15 protein-coding genes are annotated in these 18,677 nt (G+C 40.0%); 14 read left to right on the top strand and 1 reads right to left on the bottom strand.

Annotated elements, in window-relative coordinates:
* The first annotated feature begins 12 nt into the window (after window positions 1-12).
* The 11 genes from T498_RS0105480 to T498_RS0105530 all read left to right on the top strand — a co-directional run bounded on the left by T498_RS0105480 (window position 13) and on the right by T498_RS0105530 (window position 12,511).
* On the top strand, window positions 13-3,531 hold the full coding sequence (locus T498_RS0105480; RefSeq protein WP_028235045.1) for a DNA polymerase III subunit alpha: 3,519 nt from the start codon (window positions 13-15) through the stop codon (window positions 3,529-3,531).
* A 103-nt stretch (window positions 3,532-3,634) separates the two neighbouring features.
* A complete protein-coding gene (gene pfkA / locus T498_RS0105485) occupies window positions 3,635-4,624 on the top strand; it encodes a 6-phosphofructokinase (protein WP_028235046.1) in 990 nt (329 codons plus the stop codon).
* The gene (locus T498_RS0105490) at window positions 4,605-5,411 is read left to right on the top strand and encodes a TrmH family RNA methyltransferase (RefSeq protein ID WP_028235047.1); all 807 of its coding nucleotides are present in this window, start codon (window positions 4,605-4,607) and stop codon (window positions 5,409-5,411) included. The genes pfkA and T498_RS0105490 overlap by 20 nt, the downstream gene beginning before the upstream one ends.
* A 69-nt stretch (window positions 5,412-5,480) precedes the next feature.
* Complete coding sequence (locus tag T498_RS0105495; RefSeq protein WP_028235048.1) at window positions 5,481-5,744, top strand: hypothetical protein; 264 nt, start codon at window positions 5,481-5,483, stop codon at window positions 5,742-5,744.
* 83 nt (window positions 5,745-5,827) lie between these two features.
* A complete protein-coding gene (locus T498_RS15000) occupies window positions 5,828-6,508 on the top strand; it encodes a GTP pyrophosphokinase (protein ID WP_036977922.1) in 681 nt (226 codons plus the stop codon).
* Window positions 6,509-6,510: 2 nt separating this feature from the next.
* Window positions 6,511-7,365: an undecaprenyl-diphosphate phosphatase gene (locus T498_RS0105505; RefSeq protein ID WP_028235049.1), complete on the top strand. Its 855-nt coding sequence runs from the start codon at window positions 6,511-6,513 to the stop codon at window positions 7,363-7,365.
* Between the two features lie 3 nt (window positions 7,366-7,368).
* Window positions 7,369-9,708 carry a carbamoyltransferase HypF gene (gene hypF / locus T498_RS15005; RefSeq protein WP_051524618.1) on the top strand — a complete coding sequence of 780 codons (2,340 nt, stop codon included), beginning with the start codon at window positions 7,369-7,371 and terminating at the stop codon, window positions 9,706-9,708.
* Window positions 9,709-9,749: 41 nt separating this feature from the next.
* Window positions 9,750-9,959: a HypC/HybG/HupF family hydrogenase formation chaperone gene (locus T498_RS0105515; protein WP_028235050.1), complete on the top strand. Its 210-nt coding sequence runs from the start codon at window positions 9,750-9,752 to the stop codon at window positions 9,957-9,959.
* Window positions 9,959-11,002, top strand: a complete 1,044-nt coding sequence (gene hypD / locus T498_RS0105520; RefSeq protein ID WP_051524619.1) for a hydrogenase formation protein HypD — start codon at window positions 9,959-9,961, stop codon at window positions 11,000-11,002. The genes T498_RS0105515 and hypD overlap by 1 nt, the downstream gene beginning before the upstream one ends.
* 9 nt (window positions 11,003-11,011) lie before the next feature.
* Window positions 11,012-12,013: a hydrogenase expression/formation protein HypE gene (gene hypE / locus T498_RS0105525; RefSeq protein ID WP_028235052.1), complete on the top strand. Its 1,002-nt coding sequence runs from the start codon at window positions 11,012-11,014 to the stop codon at window positions 12,011-12,013.
* A gap of 114 nt (window positions 12,014-12,127) precedes the next feature.
* The gene (locus tag T498_RS0105530; protein ID WP_028235053.1) at window positions 12,128-12,511 is read left to right on the top strand and encodes a response regulator; all 384 of its coding nucleotides are present in this window, start codon (window positions 12,128-12,130) and stop codon (window positions 12,509-12,511) included.
* Between the two features lie 906 nt (window positions 12,512-13,417).
* On the opposite strand, the gene T498_RS15010 is transcribed toward T498_RS0105530, so the two are convergent.
* Window positions 13,418-14,563 (bottom strand): putative glycoside hydrolase, encoded by a 1,146-nt coding sequence (locus T498_RS15010; protein WP_051524620.1) that lies wholly within the window; start codon window positions 14,561-14,563, stop codon window positions 13,418-13,420.
* 134 nt (window positions 14,564-14,697) lie between these two features.
* On the opposite strand from T498_RS15010, the gene T498_RS0105540 reads away from it, so the two are divergent.
* From T498_RS0105540 to T498_RS0105550, 3 genes are read left to right on the top strand one after another with little or no spacing between them, the layout of a single operon-like run.
* Window positions 14,698-15,849, top strand: coding sequence for a THUMP domain-containing class I SAM-dependent RNA methyltransferase (locus T498_RS0105540; RefSeq protein ID WP_028235054.1), 1,152 nt, complete (start codon window positions 14,698-14,700; stop codon window positions 15,847-15,849).
* Between the two features lie 4 nt (window positions 15,850-15,853).
* The gene (locus tag T498_RS0105545; protein ID WP_028235055.1) at window positions 15,854-17,581 is read left to right on the top strand and encodes a lectin like domain-containing protein; all 1,728 of its coding nucleotides are present in this window, start codon (window positions 15,854-15,856) and stop codon (window positions 17,579-17,581) included.
* A 26-nt stretch (window positions 17,582-17,607) separates the two neighbouring features.
* Entirely contained in the window at window positions 17,608-18,672 is a 1,065-nt protein-coding gene (locus T498_RS0105550) for an N-acetylmuramoyl-L-alanine amidase family protein (RefSeq protein WP_028235056.1), read from the top strand.
* The last annotated feature ends 5 nt before the right edge of the window (window positions 18,673-18,677 follow it).

Below are 18,677 nucleotides of genomic sequence, written 5' to 3' on the forward strand. Positions count from 1 at the left end.
GAGGTTATAAATTTGAGTTTTGTACATCTACACACACATACTGAATATTCACTTTTGGATGGTTCCAATAAAATCAAATCCTACGTAAAAAAGTGTTTGGACATGGGCATGACAGCAGCAGCTATCACTGACCATGGAAATATGTACGGTGTCACTAAGTTTTATGATGAGTGTATGGCGCAGGGGCTCAAGCCTGTTATTGGCTGCGAAGTATATGTGGCTCCCGGTTCCAGATTTGATAGAGAAATGGTGAAGGGTGAGGATAGATACTATCACCTTATTTTGCTTGCAGAAAATGATATTGGTTATCACAACCTTATGAAGATTGTTTCTGTTGGATATGTGGAAGGCTTCTACTACAAGCCTCGTGTAGATTTTGCAACAATCGAAAAATATCACGAGGGCATCATCTGTCTTTCTGCCTGCCTTGCGGGAGAGGTGGCAAGAGCACTTGCCAGAGGCGACTATGAAGAAGCAAAAAAAGTTGCAATACAGTATAGAGACTGCTTCGGTGCAAATAATTATTTCCTTGAAATGCAAGATCATGGAATAGCGGAGCAAAAGGATGTTAATCAGGGATTGCTCAGACTTTCAAAAGAGACGGGGATTCCACTTGTAGCCACAAACGACTGTCACTATACCAACAAGGAAGATGCATATAGTCACGATGTTCTGCTTTGCATCCAGACAGCTGCCAAGCTGGAAGACGTGGATAGAATGCGTTTTGAAACAGAAGAGTTCTACGTAAAATCTGAGGAAGAAATGCTTGAGTTATTCCCTTATGCGAAGGATGCAGTATATCGTACGCAGGAAATAGCAGATAGATGTAATGTAGAGATTCAGTATCATATTGCAGGTTTGCCACCATTTGCAGTGCCTGAAGGATATGATGCATGGACATACCTCAACAAGCTGTGCTTTGACGGCTTGAAAGAACGCTATGGTGATGATTCAAAGCTCTACGAGGAACGCCTTACCTACGAGCTTAACACCATCAGAGAGATGGGCTATGTTGAATATTTTCTTATTGTTTGGGATTTTATAAATTATGCAAGAACACACGGCATTCCAGTTGGCCCAGGAAGAGGTTCTGCAGCAGGTTCGCTGATTAGTTACACAACAGGAATCACAGATATAGACCCTATGAAATACAATCTGGTATTTGAGCGATTCTTAAATCCAGAGCGTGTTTCCATGCCTGATATTGATACGGACTTCGATCCAGAAGGAAGAGAAGAGGTTATCGACTACGTTCGAAAGAAATATGGAGATGATTGCGTTACTCAGATTGTTACTTTCGGTACACTTAAGCCAAAGAGCGTTGTGCAGGATGTAGGTAGGGTAATGGGACTTCCAATCCCTTACACTAACAGCATTAAAAAGCTTATCCCGGATGTTATTCCAGATAAAAAGGTTACTATCGAAACAGCTTTACAATACAGCGGTGAGCTTAAGGCTTTATACGAAAGTGACCCACAGGTAAAGCAGCTTCTTGATATTTGTAAAAGCTTGGAAGGTCTTCCTAGAAACACTGGAGTACATGCTGCTGGTGTAGTTATTTCAGGAAAGCCTACTGACGAATATATGCCTCTTGCACTTGGCAAGGGAGATGTCATTATCACTCAATACGAAAAAGAAGTTATTGAGGATATTGGTCTTTTAAAGATGGATTTCCTTGGTCTTCGAAACCTTACTGTAATTAATGACACAATCAAGCAGGTAGAGAAAAACTATGGCGTAAAGCTTGATATGCACGAGATTGATTACAATGATAAAGGCGTTATGGAGCTCTTCGCAGAAGGCAAGACTGATGGTGTATTCCAGTTTGAATCACCAGGAATGAAGAACCTTCTTAAGCAATTAAATCCGACTCAAATCGGAGATTTAATTTTGGCCAATGCCGTTTATCGTCCAGGTCCAATGGATTTCATTCCTAACATCATTGATTGTAAAAATACTGGCAAGCAGTCACCTTTTATAGAGCGATTCCCTATCTTGAAGGATGTGCTTTCAGATACTTATGGATTCCCGGTTTACCAGGAACAGGTTATGCAAATCATGACTACCTGCGCCGGCTACACAATGGGTCGAGCTGATAATGTTCGTCGAATGATGAGCAAGAAAAAGAGAGATAAGCTGGCAGCAGAGCGTCCTGCATTTGTACAGGGATGCTTTGATAAAAATGGCATTTCTGCAGAAGAAGCAGATTGGCTTTTTGATCAGCTTATGCCATTCGCTGAGTACGGTTTCAATAAATCTCATGCTGCGGCTTATTCCTATGTTGCGGTTCAGACTGCTTACCTTAAAAAGTACTATCGTTTGGAATACATGGCTGCCCTTATGACATCAGTTCTTAACAGCAGTACAAAAATTGCAGCATATATAGCTGAATGTAGAGAGTCTGGAATCGAATTATTACCTCCGGATGTTAATTATGGTGAGGCAGATTTTTCTGTAGATAATGGCAAGATTCGCTATGGTCTTTCTGCAATCAAATCTGTAGGAAGTAACACAGTCGAAGCTATTATTTATGACCGTGAGCAAAACGGCATGTACCGAGATCTTGAGGATTTTATCAAGCGTGTTACAAAATACGATGCTAACAAGCGTACAATTGAAAACCTCATAAAAGCAGGTGCATTAGATACATTAGATGGAAACAGACATCAAAAGACCCTTATCTATTCGCAGATAATGGATTCAATTAATAAAGAACGTAAGACTTCAATGGAAGGCCAGATGTCTTTATTTGATTTTGCAAGTGAAGAACAAAAAGAAGATTTGAAAATTACACTTCCAGATGCTGAAGAGTTTCCTAGAGAAGTGAAGCTGGCTTTTGAAAAAGAGCTAATGGGAGTTTACGTTAGTGGACATCCTTTGGATGAATATATTCCAATCCTCCAAAAGAATGTCACTGCTCATGCGATTGAGTTTGCTGCAAAGGGCGAATCCGAAGAAGAAGGCTTTAACATGGAAGAGGACAACAATGACACTTCAATAAAGGATGGTGATGAAGTTGTTATTGGAGGTATCGTAACCAAATCAGAGCTTAAATATTCTGGAAAGGGCAATGCCTATGGCAACATAGTACTAGAAGATCTTACAGGATCTGCTAAGGTCCTTGCATTCTCTAAGACTTACGATAGAGTGCGCCCACTAGTAGCTGAAGGAAGCAAGGTGTTTATTAAGGGCAGGGTTCAGAGCGATGATGAGCGTGAAGCTGTGCTTATTTGCTCAGACGTTAAATCATTTGATGACTGTAAACGTGAAATATGGATTCAGTTTAAAAACAAGGAAGTATATGGCACAGAAGAACCAAAACTGCTTAGCGCTATTCGAAATATGGACGGAAATGATGGTCTGTGCATTTATCTCGTGGAAGAGAAGGCAATCAAGAGAATGGGCGCCAATTACAGCGTAGAGGCTTCCGCTGAAAACATATCTACTCTTCAAGAATTGTTTGGCGAGGAAAACGTTAAGGTGGTTGAAAAGAAAATAGAGTTTGCTTCCAATGGCAAAAAATTTCGCTAATCAGCTCAAATTTTGTATGTTTTTATATTGAAAACACTAACAAAAGAGGATAAAATAGATTGGAATTGTTATGAAGAGGGATTGATTTAGGAGGATTTATCAAATGGCAGATAAGGTAAACACAATAGGTGTTCTTACATCCGGTGGCGACGCTCCTGGTATGAACGCTGCAATTCGTGCGGTTGTTCGTCAGGCTATTGCTAGAGGAAAGACAGTAAAGGGAATTAGAAGGGGCTACGCAGGATTATTATCTGGCGAGATTATAGATATGAACGCTCATAGCGTTTCTGAGACTATTCAGCGAGGCGGTACTATTCTTCAGACAGCTCGTTGTTTAGAGATGCTTGATCCTGAATATCAGGAAAAGGCTGCTATGAAGTGCCGTGAGGCAGGCATTGATGGACTTGTTGTTATTGGTGGTGACGGTTCATTCAAGGGTGCACAGAAGATTTCACATTTCGGTATCAATACAATCGGCCTTCCAGGCACAATCGATCTTGATATCGCATGTACAGAATATACAATCGGTTTCGATACAGCTGTTAACACAGCTATGGAAGCTATCGATAAGGTTCGTGATACATCTACATCACACGAGCGTTGTTCTATCATCGAGGTTATGGGACGTGGCGCTGGTTATATCGCTCTTTGGTGCGGTATTGCTAACGGTGCTGAGGATGTTCTTCTTCCAGAGAGATACGATTATGATGAACAGAGACTTGTAAATCATATCATCGAAGGACGTAAGAAGGGTAAGCAGCATCATATCATTATCAATGCTGAAGGTATCGGTCATTCTACTTCAATGGCTAAGCGTATCGAGGCAGCTACAGGTATTGAGACACGTGCTACAATCCTTGGTCACATGCAGCGTGGTGGTTCACCTACATGTAAGGATCGTGTATACGCATCTACAATGGGTGCTATGGCAGTTGATCTTCTTTGCGAAGGCAAGACAAATAGAGTAGTTGGTTACAGACATGGTGAGTTCGTTGATTTTGATATCGATGAAGCTCTTGCTATGAAGAAGGACGTTGACGAATATCAATATCAGATTTGCAAATCTTTGAACAATGATTACAAGTACGAATAATAATCAAATCAAAAATATAATTGCACTTAACAAAAAAGCCAGAGAGCGTAAAGCTCAAAGGCTTTTTGTGGTTGAGGGTATCAGAGCTGTGGCGGAAGTGCCAGGTGAATTGCTTACTGCAGTTTATTACGTGGAAGGGTTCGCTAATACAGATGAAGGAAAAGCCTTCCTTAAGGAGCTTTCATCAAGAGCGTCTCAAGCTTCAATAGAAGAAGTGGCTACATCGGTTTTTAAATCCATGTGTGATACGGTTACACCTCAGGGAGTTCTTGCTGTTGTTAAGATGCAGGATTTCTCATTAGAGGATGTGCTAGGAACTTCTACAGGAAAGCCTGCACATATTGTCATTTTAGAGACACTGCAGGATCCAGGCAATATGGGGACAATCATCCGTACAGCAGAGGGCGCAGGTGCTACCGGTATTATCATTAATTCTACATCGGTAGATTTATACTCACCTAAGGTTGTCCGTTCAACCATGGGCAGCATTTTTAGGGTGCCACATATCATAGTGCAGGATTTAGCATCTACTATCAAAGCTATTGAGGATGAGCATGGCGTAGCAGTCTACGCTGCTCATTTAAAAGGCGATAGGTATTATGATGAAATGGATTTTACAGGGCCTACTGCTTTTATGATTGGAAACGAAGGCAATGGTCTTAGTGATGATATATCTAAGATGGCTACAAGCTATCTTAAGATACCAATGGAAGGCAAGCTGGAATCCCTTAACGCATCAGTTGCGGCAAGCTTGCTTATGTATGAAACTCATCGACAGAGAAAATAATGACTAAGATAAATGTCAATGCAAATTGGCATTTATTTTTTGTCAATTGTAGTTTAGAGGATTGAATATATGCGAATATGGTTTAAATCGTGGAAAGATAATCACATGCTTCATGACTTTATGGTGGAGGATGATTCAGAAGAAACTCGCACACACAAGATTTTTAACGCAGTTGATAAGGCTTGTTATGAGTTTGATACAAGTAAGCCAGTGTGGTTTGATTCTACCATCCGAGAGTTCAAAAGACATGGTAAGGCTAGGTTTAATAGCGACAATTTTGTAGACGAAATACCTTTCGATTACCTGGAGATTCATGTTATTGAAGAGGATTAGATAATAAATAATAATTCTTCAGGATTTTGTGGTATTATATATAGTGAAATAATTTGGGGAGGTGATTCACTGTGGATTTAGGTATGTTTCCTGATGATGGTGTAAATTCATGGAACACTGTCATGTTATTGTATGAATCAGCTATTAAAAAATTCCGTACAAAGGTTGAGATTCTTAATGATGAATTTCAGCAGGTACATCAATACAATCCAATTGAATACATTAAGACTAGAGTTAAAACTCCTGAGAGCATAGTCAAGAAACTTAAAAAGAATGGGTACGAGATCTCTATACCTAACATGATTGAGCATTGTAATGATATAGCAGGTGTTAGAATAGTGTGCTCGTTCACATCAGATATTTACCAAATTGCTGAAATGATTGGTAGACAGACTGATGTTACAGTAGTTTCAATAAAGGATTACATCAAAAATCCTAAGCCATCTGGATATAAGAGTTACCATATGTTGGTGACTATTCCTATATATCTTTCAGATAAGACGGTTGATACAAAAGTAGAGATTCAGATTCGTACGATCGGAATGGATTTCTGGGCAAGTCTTGAGCACAAGATTTATTACAAATTTGAAGGTAATGCACCAGAATATATCAGCCGCGACTTGCGAGAGTGTTCTGAAATTGTATCTATGATGGATACTAAGATGCTTCAGCTTAATAATGCTATCATGCAGACAAAGCTTGAAGAGCAGGAAAAGATGCTAGAAGAAAAACGACATAAGAACAACTGGAAGGAAAATATTTAAGCATGCTAGAAATATTAAAGGCAATACTATTTGGTGTAGTGGAAGGAATCACAGAATGGCTTCCTATTAGTAGCACAGGCCATATGATTCTTTTGGATGAAATCGTAAAGCTCAATGTATCAGAAGAGTTTTACAGCATGTTTCAGGTAGTTATACAGCTTGGAGCAATACTTGCTGTAGTGCTTATCTTTTGGAATAAGATATGGCCATTCGGCAAAAAGGATAATAAAGCGCCTTTAGCAAAATCCGGATTAGGCGCATGGATTAAGACAGATATTTTTGTATTATGGTTTCACATATTAGTTTCCTGTGTGCCAGCGGCTGTTGTAGGTTTATTATGGGATGATCTCTTCGAAGAGCTATTCTACAACTACACAACAGTTGCTATTATGCTTATCATTTTTGGTGTGGCATTTATTATCGTTGAGAACATGAAAGCTGGCCATAAAGCAAAGATAAATGCGGTGGCAGATATCACTTACACTACAGCATTACTGATTGGTATATTCCAGTTAATTGCAGCTATATTCCCTGGAACATCTCGTTCAGGCGCTACTATAGTAGGTGCACTTTTGATTGGTGTTTCTCGTACAGTTGCTGCAGAGTACACATTTTATCTTGCGATTCCAGTTATGTTTGGCGCAAGTTTGTTAAAGATATTAAAGTTTGGATTTAGTTTCAGTGGCATGGAAGCTGCTATCTTACTAGTTGGTATGGTGGTAGCGTTCATCGTTTCCATGTTTGTTATTAAATTCTTGATGGGATATATTAAAAAGCACGATTTCAAAGTGTTTGGTTGGTATAGAATAGTTCTAGGAATTATTGTATTAGCTTGTGGTATAGCAGGATTAATTTAAAACATGATAAAGAAGTTTGTTGTTAAGGGGCTGGTCCAAGGAATTGGATTCCGCCCCTTTGTTGCAAGATTGGCAGATGAACTGAATATAGATGGCTGGGTTAGAAACACAGGTGGAATAGTTACTATACTCGCAGCTGGAAATGAATCCTCGATTAATATGTTACGAATTCGAATCCAGGATGAAGTACCTACTGGAGGTTTCATTACCTGTATAGAAGAGGTGAAGGTTGATTCCTATATAGGAGAGGAGTGTACAGGCTTTGAGATACTTGAGTCGGATAGGGACGAGCAGGCAAATCTACCGTTAATTCCTGCAGATATAGCAACTTGTGATAAATGTAAAGCAGAATTGTTTGATCCTGCGAATAGGCGCTATCTGCATCCTTTTATAAGCTGCACATTATGCGGTCCAAGGTATTCTATCATTGAAAAGCTTCCATATGACCGAGATACAATCACAATGGATGATTTTGATATGTGTGATAATTGTAGAAATGAGTATCTGGGAAGACTGGATAGACGTCGCCATGCCCAAACAATTGCCTGCAAAAAGTGTGGTCCGAGGCTTAAATTTACCCATATTGGTGGTGATGCAGGAAATCCTGCAAAAAATGTCGTTCACAGAAAGTTCACAGGTAAATATTTAGAAAATTATAATAGCGATAATTATGCCATAAGCCAGGCTATAGAGCTTATAAAAAGTGGTGGTATTTTGGCAGTAAAGGATATAGGTGGTTATCACCTGGCCTGCAATCCATATGATGAGGGGGCAGTTGCGGCTCTTAGAAAACTAAAGCATCGCGAGGCAAAGGCTTTTGCTGTTATGTTTGAAAATACAGAGCAGATTAGAGCAAACTGTTTTGTGAATGAACAGGAGCAAATGTTTTTAGAAAGCAGTGCCAGGCCTATTGTTTTATTAAAAGCTAAATCTGATGCAGAAAAAACGCTGGCCTTTAATGTCTGCAATGATAGTCCTAATATAGGGGCTATGTTGCCATGTAATCCGCTCCAGATGATTTTATCCCACGAACTTGGACCTCTTGTAATGACAAGTGGAAATGCAAGTGGAGATGTGCTTGAGACAGATGATGAGAAAATGATACAGTGGCTGGAGGAAAGGCATGCATCAGGAGATATGGACGATATTTCTTTAGGTATTCTTAGCCATAATAGAAGGATTCTTCGTCCTATGGACGATTCTGTTATGAAAGTAGTATGTGGCCTGCAGCAGTTCATCAGAAGGGCTAGAGGTTTTGTGCCAAATCCTATTTCAGTGGATATTAAAGGAGAGGTGTTTGCTGCAGGTGGAGATCTAAAATCGAGCTTCTGCTATGTAAAAAATGGTTTGGCTTATGTATCCCAATATCTTGGAGATTTAAATACTGTCAGTTGCCAAAACTTTTATAAGAATGAAAAGAAGGCGATGGAAACAATATTTGGATTTGCTCCAAAGCGTTTGGTTGTTGATAAACACCCAGGCTATTTTAGCAGAACTACAAATAACGTATATGCGATAGATGATAAGTTGCCAATATGCGAAGTGCAGCATCACAAAGCCCATGTTGCATCGGTGATTGCCGAGCATAAACTCAAAGGACCTGTACTTGGATTTGCATTTGATGGTACAGGCTATGGTGATGACGGAACAATATGGGGAAGCGAAACGTTTTTATGGAATGGTTCAGATGAAATGGAAAGAGTGGCGCATCTTGCCCCTGTAAAATTAATCGGTGGTGATGAAGGGGCCAGAAACTGTGACACGATACTGTCGGGATTTTTGCAACACTATGGACTTAATGAACATGACCCAAATCCAAATAAATCCATAATAGGTGCTGCTATTAACAACAATATAAATGTAGTGACATCTACATCAATGGGAAGACTATTTGATGCAGTATCTGCAATGCTTGATATATGCCATTACAATTCCTATGAGGGGCAGGCACCGGTAGAACTGGAAAATCTTGCAGCTAAAACTGATGGTGCTCTTGAGCTTCAGATAGGTGTAGATGGAGATTGTAAAGAGCTGTTTATTAGTATCGTAAATGCGATAAATAATGGTGCAGATAAAGCTTCAATTGCCAGAGGATTTATTTATGCTGTTTCTGATTATATTGTGGCAGTGGCCAAAAATAATGGAATAAGGCAGATTGTCTTGTCTGGTGGAACATTTCTTAACAGTATTTTGTTAGAGAGAACGATTAGTAATCTGAAGCAATTAAGGTTTGAAACATACATTTCAGAACAGCTGCCACCAGGTGATGGCGGAATATGTGTGGGACAGGCTTATTTGTCCCAGTATGATTCAAGTATTTCAGATCAAAACAGGAATCTATGATAAACTGTAAAAGACGATAATAATAAAAAGGTGGGGGAATTATGTGTGTAGCAATACCAGGATTGGTTAAGAAATTAAAGGATGGTAAAGTTACTGTAGATTTTAATGGTAATGAAGTAGAAGCCTATGCAGGGCTTGTTAACGTAAAAGAAGGGGACTATGCTTTGGTCCATGCGGGCTGCGTTATTCAGACTTTGAAAAAGAGCGAGGCAGAGGAGATAATCGAGCTTATGGGAGGTCTGGAAGGCTAATGGAGATTTCTGATGTAGTAGACTTTTTAAGAAACTATGATGGTAGGAGCCTCAGACTAATGGAGGTATGCGGCAGTCATACCCATGCTATTGCAACTCATGGTATCAGGGATATTTTATCACCTAAAATTGAGCTTATTTCAGGGCCAGGATGCCCGGTGTGTGTGACGCCTACAGCCTATGTCGACAGGCTGATAGAGCTGAGCTTAATGCCGGATACCACAGTAGTTACCTTTGGTGATTTGTTAAGAGTTCCAGGCTCTAAGGAGAGCCTAAATGAGGCAAAGGGCCACGGCGGTTCAGTGGAGATGGTTTATTCTCCTATGGACGTCTTAGCGCTTGCTTCAGCTCATCCTGAGAAAAATTATGTGTTTGCAGCAGTCGGTTTTGAAACTACAGCTCCAGTGTACACATTGCTCTTGGACAACGCGGTGGCAAAGAACCTTAAGAACATCAAAATTTTGACAGCCCTAAAGACTATGCCAGGAGCTATTTCATATCTATGTGACAATGGTGCGATGATAGACGGATTTATAGCACCAGGACACGTTAGTGCAATAACTGGAGCAGATTATTTTAATGGATTGGCAGAAAAATATCAGATTCCATTTGTAGTATCGGGCTTTGGGGATAAAGAGCTGGTGATTGCTATATATGGACTGGTTCAGATGGTTATCAATAATCAACCTCAGGTCAAGAATTTCTATACATCTGTGGTAGATGCCACCGAAAATAAAATCATTACATCTCAGCTTAATAAGTATTTTGAACCAGCAGACGTTGTATGGCGAGGAATGGGAGTAATACCACATTCTGGATTGGTTTTAAAAAAGGAATTTGCAAGGTTTGATGCTGGCAGCGTTGGTTTAGATGAGGATAACAAGAAAAATAAAGCATGCCGTTGTGGAGAAATACTGATGGGCAAGGCCTCGCCTGTGGATTGTCCGCTATTTGGAAAAGTATGTACTCCAATGACACCTGAGGGAGCCTGCATGGTTTCAGAAGAAGGCAGCTGCTTCAATGCTTATCTTGTAAGACGATAGGAGAATGACATGGACAAGATTATTATGGAGCATGGCTCTGGTGGTCGTGCTACAGGGAATTTGATAAGAGAGATTTTTGAGTCTCAGTTTGATAGTGATGTTTTATCAGAAATGGAAGATGCAGCTGTAGTACCTGGGGATGCAACTATAGCAATGACTACTGATAGCTTTGTAGTCACTCCACTGGAGTTTCCGGGAGGAGATATCGGGCGCTTATGCATATGTGGTACAGTAAATGATCTTTGCATGCGAGGTGCCACTCCAAAGTACATTACCTGCGGATTCATTCTAGAGGAAGGAGCTGATATAGCCACTCTAAGAAGAATCGTAAAATCTATGGCAGACACCGCTAAAGAGGCAGGAGTAAAAATTGTTGCAGGAGACACCAAAGTAATTGAGGGAAATGGTGGAATCTATATTAATACTGCTGGTGTAGGATTTGTTCCAAAAGGAATAGATATAAAGGCTAAAAATGCTGCTGTTGATGATGTTATTATTGTTTCAGGGAATGTAGGTGACCATCATGCTACAGTGCTTAGCCAGAGAATGGGAATCAAAAACTCTATAGTAAGCGATAATGCCCCTTTGCAGGAAATGGTAGGCAAGCTTATCGAACAGAATATCCCTGTGCATGTGCTTAGAGATGTTACAAGAGGTGGACTTGCCACAGTATTAAAGGAGTTGGCTTTAGCATCAGGGCTATGCTTCAATCTTAGCCAAGACAAGATTCCTGTTGACCCACAGGTCAAATCATTCTGCGGCTTGTTGGGACTAGATCCTCTTTATATGGGGAATGAAGGCAAGCTGGTTGCTATTGTACCAAGGGATTTTGGCCAGGCTGCGGTAGATGTGATTCGCAGCTGTAAATATGGTGAAAATGCCTGCATTATAGGAAATATTGATAACCCAAGTGATGACACTGAACGCGGTGCACTTATTATAAAGACCAACATTGGTGGCCGAAGATTTTTAGATATTCTTCAAGGCGAAGGATTGCCTAGAATTTGCTAGTTTTCAATCATAAGAGCAAAATTTTTTAACATAAAATTCATACTTAGATTCATAGTACCATGATATAATAAACCTAATCCATCCATTAACAATAAAAGGTGAGGAGGATTTCTTTTGGGAAAAACAGTACTTATTGTTGACGACTCAAAATTTATGCGAGCTGTTGTCAGAGGTGAAGTTGAAAGAAATGGCTGCACAGTTGTAGCAGAGGCTGACTGTAGCGATGCAGCAGTTGAGAGATACAAAGAGTTTAAGCCTGATATAGTTACAATGGACATTACAATGACTGTAGATGGACACACTATAGGTAGGAGCTCAAACGGTATTGATGCAATCAAACAGATTGTTGATTACGATCCAGAAGCCAAAATACTTGTAGTTAGTGCGATGGGGCAGAAGTGTTATGTTATTGAAGCAATCGAGGCTGGAGCTAAGGATTTTGTTATTAAACCTTTTGATGAGGTTCGTTTCGCTGAGGCGTTAGCACATTTCAAATGAAAACTGAATATTACGCACCCTGTTACTTTCGTAGCAGGGTGTTTTTCTGTTTATAGATAATTCATTGTTACCATTCACAGTTTGTTTTGTGGTGACGCCCTCAACTCTGGCGGCGGCCTCTACTATACACATGGCGCATTGCAAGAATATTGCGTTTTTCTAATGGGCCATTTATGCATCTTTATTTACATGTGTCTTTTGCAGGCCTGTACAATTTTGAAAAAAGTTTTTAGTTGGCGGACACAAAGCATAGAATAATTTGTACTTCTAAGACTGAAGGGGACTTGGTTGATTTTGGAGCGAGCTTAGTAACATAAAAGCAGGTTTTGCAATATATAAGCATGCGCTGCCATGGACGGCAGCGCAAGTGGTCACTTAAAACACGATGTTGAATGTGCCACGGTGATTATATATGCAAAACCTGCTTTGTCATGTTACTTAGCAAGCGTAATATGAAACCAAGTCCCCTCAGCCTGAGAAGTACATTAAAACTTAAGTGTCCGCCACCTAAAAAACATTTTTCAAAATGGTTCATTCCGCAACAAGACACATGTGCGATGCATAAATTTGGCCCATAAGAATAACAGCAATATTCGCAAAATCACGCCATGTGTATAGTGGAGGCCGCCACCAGGGTTGAGGGCGTCCAATGTTATTGGCAACTGTGAATGATAACACTGTAATTAGCCCAATAAATGGAAAATGGGTTGTGTGCAATGGAAACTCGATGCACGCAACCCGAAAACAGCATACTGCCCTATGAAGTAAAAAAGACCGAGAATTCGGTCTTTTTGAGGGGAGTATAAATAATTAATAAGGGTATAACTAGGAAACTCCTAGCTACGAGAAGAATTATAATATATAAATATATGCATTGCAATAAAAATATTCAAAATATTTTTGCAATTAGTGTTCTAGGCCATCAGCGCTGTAATTGCTCTTGGAGTTCCAGAGTATCCATTCGTCGTAGCCAGCATCATAGACAGCCTGAATTTGCTTGCGGATTGCAGCGCCATCATACTCAATATAGCCTTCAACCCAAGAGGCACTAAAAGCTTGGAGCCAAGGGCGGATTACGGCACAGTCTTTATTATCCACATCAGAAAGAAGATTAGTGGAGCCGTTGAGGGCTGCGTAAATGGTTTCGTATGGTGCAGCATCAGGCACATCTAGTCCAAATTCTCCGGCAGCATAGTGGGAAGGATAAATCATTGGGCAGAGAGCATCTAAAGATGATGCTAGGCTTTTATAATCCTGGCCTACATGCACTGCGTCTACTTCACTTTTTATTATGGTTCCGAAAACATCGGCAGTAACAGGCATATCTTTTGCGTGAAGCTCACTGCATGCTTTCGAGAGAAATGCTTCAATATATTCCTGCCTGTTGTCGTCATTTACCTCTGCTCCATATATAGCGGAATCAGAGTTGGCGGTAACAGGAAATCTTACGTAGTCAAATTGTATTTCGTCAAATCCTAAGTCGCAACAAGTATTTGCAATGCTGATGTTGTAATCCCAAACTTCTTCCTTGCATGGGTTTACCCAAGGATTTTCCCAGGCGTCGGTTACAGGCTCGCCGGTGTCAGTGTATAGAGCTAAATCAGGGCGAACAGTTGCAAGTGTCGGGTCTTTAAAGCAAGGGATACGTGCAATGACGTATATATCGTTAGCCTTTAGCTTTTGCATAAGGGCGTTTATGTCACCTATGTATGGCACGCAGGCGCCTGTTGCGATGACATCGGGATTATCCATCTTAAAAGTGATATTTCCATTATCATCTTTGACATCTAGAACAATTGCGTTTAACTCAGTGTCATTTATTAGTTGAATTATTTCATCTATGCGTTCAGTGCCGGCTGTGGGGCCAGTAACATAGATTCCACGGACCTTGGTGTGGGAATTTTTCCATGAGCTATGGTTGAAACCTGTATCGATATTTGTTGCTGCGACAATCTCGTCTTTGATTTCGGTTATGGTGTTGTTGCGGATACCTACATATGCGCATAGTGAGATGCCCGCTAAAATAGCTATTACTGATACAAATTTTTTCATTTTTTCTCCCATCATTCTCAATGTTTGTAATAATGATACAACATTTTCGCATATAATAGGAAGCAAATGTGGAAGGAAAAGGGGAAAATCGCTATAATAGAAAAGTACAATGTTTTTTAGATAGAAAGAAGTTTATGAAGAATAATATTTTTACAATCAGTTGCCCATGTCACTTTGGACTTGAGGCGCCACTTAAAAGAGAAATCTATGATTTAGGATACGATATCACAGAGGTTACAGATGGTCGTGTAACCTTTACTGGTGATGCAGAAGCCATTTGTAGGGCCAACATACATCTTAGAACTGCAGAGAGAGTTTTAATTGAAATAGGCAGATTTAAGGCTACCACATTCGAAGAGCTTTTTCAGGGAATCAAGGCTCTTCCTTGGGAAGATTATATTCCTAAGAATGGTAAGTTTTGGGTTACAAAGGCTACATCTGTTAAGAGTAAGCTGTTTTCTTTGACAGACATTCAGCGAATAGTAAAAAAGGCTATGGCTGAGCGCATGAAATCTTACTACGATATTGATTGGTTAAAAGAAGATGGGGCAGATTATCCTGGAAGAATCTTCTTACTAAAGGATGAAGTTGTGGTGACCCTTGATTCGACAGGTGTTCCACTTCACAAAAGAGGCTACAGAACATACACAAGCAAGGCTCCGCTTTCTGAGACAATGGCTGCGGCCTTGATTCAGCTTACACCTTGGCATCCAGATAGGATTTTAGTTGATCCATTCTGTGGCTCAGGTACCTTTTTGATTGAGGCAGCAATGATGGCCTGTCATATAGCACCTGGACTAAATAGAGATTTTACATCCATGGATTGGGACAATCTTATTGATGGTCAGACTTGGAAGGATTGCTTTGATGAAGCAAGAGCGGAAGTCGACACTAATGTGGATTGCGATTTGCAGGGATTTGATATAGATCCAGAAATGGTTAAGATAGCAAGACTCAATGCAAAGCAGGCAGGAGTTGATCATCTCATTCATTTTCAGACAAGAGATGTGGGAGAGCTTCGCCATCCGAAAAAATACGGATTTATTCTTACCAATCCACCATATGGCGAGAGACTTGAGGAAAAGGAAGCATTGCCAGAGTTATATGGCAAGCTTGGACAGGCATTCAAGGGATTGGATAGCTGGTCTATGTATGTTATTACAAGTTATGAGGATGCGCCAAAGTCTATTGGGCGCAAAGCAGATAAGAACCGTAAGATTTACAATGGAATGATAAAGACTTATTTCTACCAGTTTTTAGGACCTAAACCAAAGAAGAAGGACTAAATTAATGAAACTTTCCAAGAGATATGTGCTGTTTGCTATTTTTATAGTATTCACCTTAGTTTGGAAATTGAATAATTGGAACGATAGGTATTCAGCGGTCGAGACATTTAGAGGTGCGCAGCTTAACGAAGATGTTTTGTATCCTCTCATGTCCAAGAATCTTAACGACTCCAGTCAGTTAAAGATTTACATTAATGGACAGCAGTACTCGAATACTCAGGCCTATGCAATGCTCGATGATTCACTTACACCTGTTGGCTCTTTAGAATTTATTCGTACAGTGCTAAAGGGCTCTGCTTTCATGGAAGATGATAACAGTGCGGTGGTGCAGGTTACAAATGATATCTACGAATTTGTAGAGGGCAATTCAACTGCCACAGAAAATGGTGATGATGTTGAGCTTGAATGCATTCCCTCAATTCATTTGGGAGAGTTGTATATTGGCATAGAGGATTTGTGCAATGTTTTCGGCTATAAATATGAGTACGATAAGAGCACTTATACTGTTACTATTGAGTACGATAAAGAGCCGATATTGCCTAAGAAATATGATTTGCGTGATGTCAAAAGGGTTAGCACAATCCGTAATCAAGGTTCCACAGCAACATGTTGGGCATGCGCTTCACTAGAGGCATTGGAATCATCATTGCTTCCAGCAAAAAGCTATCTGTTTTCTGTGGATTCAATGATTAAAGACAACAGCTTTGGATTGGATGAATCTGTCGGTGGAAAATACACCATGGCGCTTGCATATTTATTGGCATGGCAAGGGCCTGTCCTTGAAAATGAGGTAGAGCAGGCTGCTTTAAAAGATGAAAACTACCAGCAGGTTCATTTACAGGAAGCTCATTTTTATGATTCGGAGAATTTGGACGAGATAAAGCAAGCTGTATATCAGTACGGTGGAGTTTCGTCATCTATATATGCTAGTGTATCTTCTTCTAATCTAACACGTTCTAGCAGCTATAATCGCTTGACCAATTCATATTGCTATGTGGGCAATTCTAAACCAAATCACGATGTGGTTATTATAGGTTGGGATGATACATATCCTGCAGAAAGCTTCAGTGAAAAGGTGCCAGGGGATGGTGCTTTCATTTGTCAAAACAGTTGGGGTACTGGATTTGGTGATGATGGAGTTTTCTACATATCATACTACGACTCTAACATAGGTAATCAGGCTGTATCTTATGTCAAAATCGATACTAATAACACATACAGCTATATCTATCAGAGCGATTTATGTGGATGGGTAGGCCAGATTGGATACAACAAGCAATGGGCATATGGCGCTAATACATTTGTTGCTGAAAGTGACCAGCAGATAGAAGCAGCCGGTTTCTATGCCTTAGGCGAGAACACAAGCTATCAGCTTTATTTTGTATCTAATTATGAAAATACAAGCACCTTATCTGACAAGGAATTAGTTGCATCAGGCACTTTGCAGGATAAGGGATATTACACTATTAAGTTTAATTCTGCTAAAGCTGTTCAAGAAGGAGAGAGCTTTGCAATAGTTTTATATGTCAACACTCCAGATACCAAACGTCCGTTAGCAGTTGAGTATGCTACAGACAAAATGACAGAGGCAGTTGATATTACAGATGGAAAAGGTTTTATTAGTAATAATGGGTTAGACTGGGAGAACGTTGAAGACGCGGTAAAGTCTAATCTTTGCATAAAAGCATATGCAAACAATATTGTGGAGGTATACGAAGCAGACGTCAAATAACAGATGTCGAATGTTTTAATGGCAAAATGGAACAGAAGGTGATGGGCGCCTTTACGGCGATTATACTTGCGGTAGCGATAGCCATGAGCTGTATTTTGATATATGTGCCTAATATGCACATGATTGCCCTAAGAATAGAGGACAATAAATTAAAGGGTGGAAGAATATCTGTTATGGATATGCTTAAATCTAGTTCAGAAGAATTAGAGACTGAGGGGGAGGCAACCCGTGAATCAGTACTTAAGGGGCACCAAATTAGATTATTACTGCCTAAAAATGTTACAAGTGCAAGTGTAGATATTGAAAATATTTACGTTAATAAAACTATCGTAATTACGATAAATGGAATTGGTAAAGATTATTTCAGTGAATATCCAATGCGTGGTTCATCAGATAATATTGTTGATGTGACTTACGACAGTGAGGATTTAGTTGGAGTTATAGAGATTACGCTTGATGATATACGTGAGGTAAAGATGACCGCCGAGGGGGAAAGCGTTTATCTTGATTTTATTGACCCACATGAAATATATGATTATGTTGTTGTAGTCGATGCGGGACATGGAGGAAATGTTCCTGGCGCAACAAAGGGTGGGGTTTATGAAAAGGATCTTAACCTTGGCATTGTTCTTGAATTAAAGAAGCTTTTCGATAGAAATGATAAAAACATAGGCGTTTATTACACCAGAACTGATGACACGAATCCTACATTTGCTAACAGAGTAGGGCTTGCAAATGATTCAGAGGCGGATTTATTCTTGTCTGTACACAATAACTCTACAGCTTCGGGGCGAATGTCTTCAATCAACGGAACTGAAGTCATGTATGAAGGAGGAGATTCATCAGGCGAGTCTAAAAAGTTCGCATCAATCTGTCTAAACCATCTGTTGGTAGAGTTGGATTCTAAATCCAAAGGAACAGTGGTTGGAGATGAAGTATACATCATCAGAATGTCGAAGCCGCCGGTGGCTTTAGTTGAAGTTGGTTTTATGACAAATCAAAGGGAGCTTGATTTGTTGCAGGACAGCGAATACCAGAGAAAAGCAGCTCAGGCTTTATACGATTCTGTTCTTGAATATTTACAATTATAAGGAGA

It is taken from the genome of Pseudobutyrivibrio sp. MD2005 (genome assembly GCF_000621865.1).
Taxonomy (GTDB): domain Bacteria; phylum Bacillota; class Clostridia; order Lachnospirales; family Lachnospiraceae; genus Pseudobutyrivibrio.

Bases quoted from the DNA above. Each gene is read 5' to 3' on its own strand.
- pfkA (WP_028235046.1), top strand. From the start codon at position 3,635: ATGGCAGATAAGGTAAACACAATAGGTGTTCTTACATCCGGTGGCGAC.
- hypD (WP_051524619.1), top strand. From the start codon at position 9,959: ATGGAGATTTCTGATGTAGTAGACTTTTTAAGAAACTATGATGGTAGG.
- hypF (WP_051524618.1), top strand. From the start codon at position 7,369: ATGATAAAGAAGTTTGTTGTTAAGGGGCTGGTCCAAGGAATTGGATTC.
- T498_RS0105540 (WP_028235054.1), top strand. From the start codon at position 14,698: ATGAAGAATAATATTTTTACAATCAGTTGCCCATGTCACTTTGGACTT.
- T498_RS15000 (WP_036977922.1), top strand. From the start codon at position 5,828: ATGTTTCCTGATGATGGTGTAAATTCATGGAACACTGTCATGTTATTG.
- T498_RS0105505 (WP_028235049.1), top strand. From the start codon at position 6,511: ATGCTAGAAATATTAAAGGCAATACTATTTGGTGTAGTGGAAGGAATC.
- T498_RS0105550 (WP_028235056.1), top strand. From the start codon at position 17,608: ATGGAACAGAAGGTGATGGGCGCCTTTACGGCGATTATACTTGCGGTA.
- T498_RS15010 (WP_051524620.1), bottom strand. From the start codon at position 14,563: ATGAAAAAATTTGTATCAGTAATAGCTATTTTAGCGGGCATCTCACTA.
- T498_RS0105490 (WP_028235047.1), top strand. From the start codon at position 4,605: ATGATTACAAGTACGAATAATAATCAAATCAAAAATATAATTGCACTT.
- T498_RS0105515 (WP_028235050.1), top strand. From the start codon at position 9,750: ATGTGTGTAGCAATACCAGGATTGGTTAAGAAATTAAAGGATGGTAAA.
- T498_RS0105495 (WP_028235048.1), top strand. From the start codon at position 5,481: ATGCGAATATGGTTTAAATCGTGGAAAGATAATCACATGCTTCATGAC.
- hypE (WP_028235052.1), top strand. From the start codon at position 11,012: ATGGACAAGATTATTATGGAGCATGGCTCTGGTGGTCGTGCTACAGGG.
- T498_RS0105545 (WP_028235055.1), top strand. From the start codon at position 15,854: ATGAAACTTTCCAAGAGATATGTGCTGTTTGCTATTTTTATAGTATTC.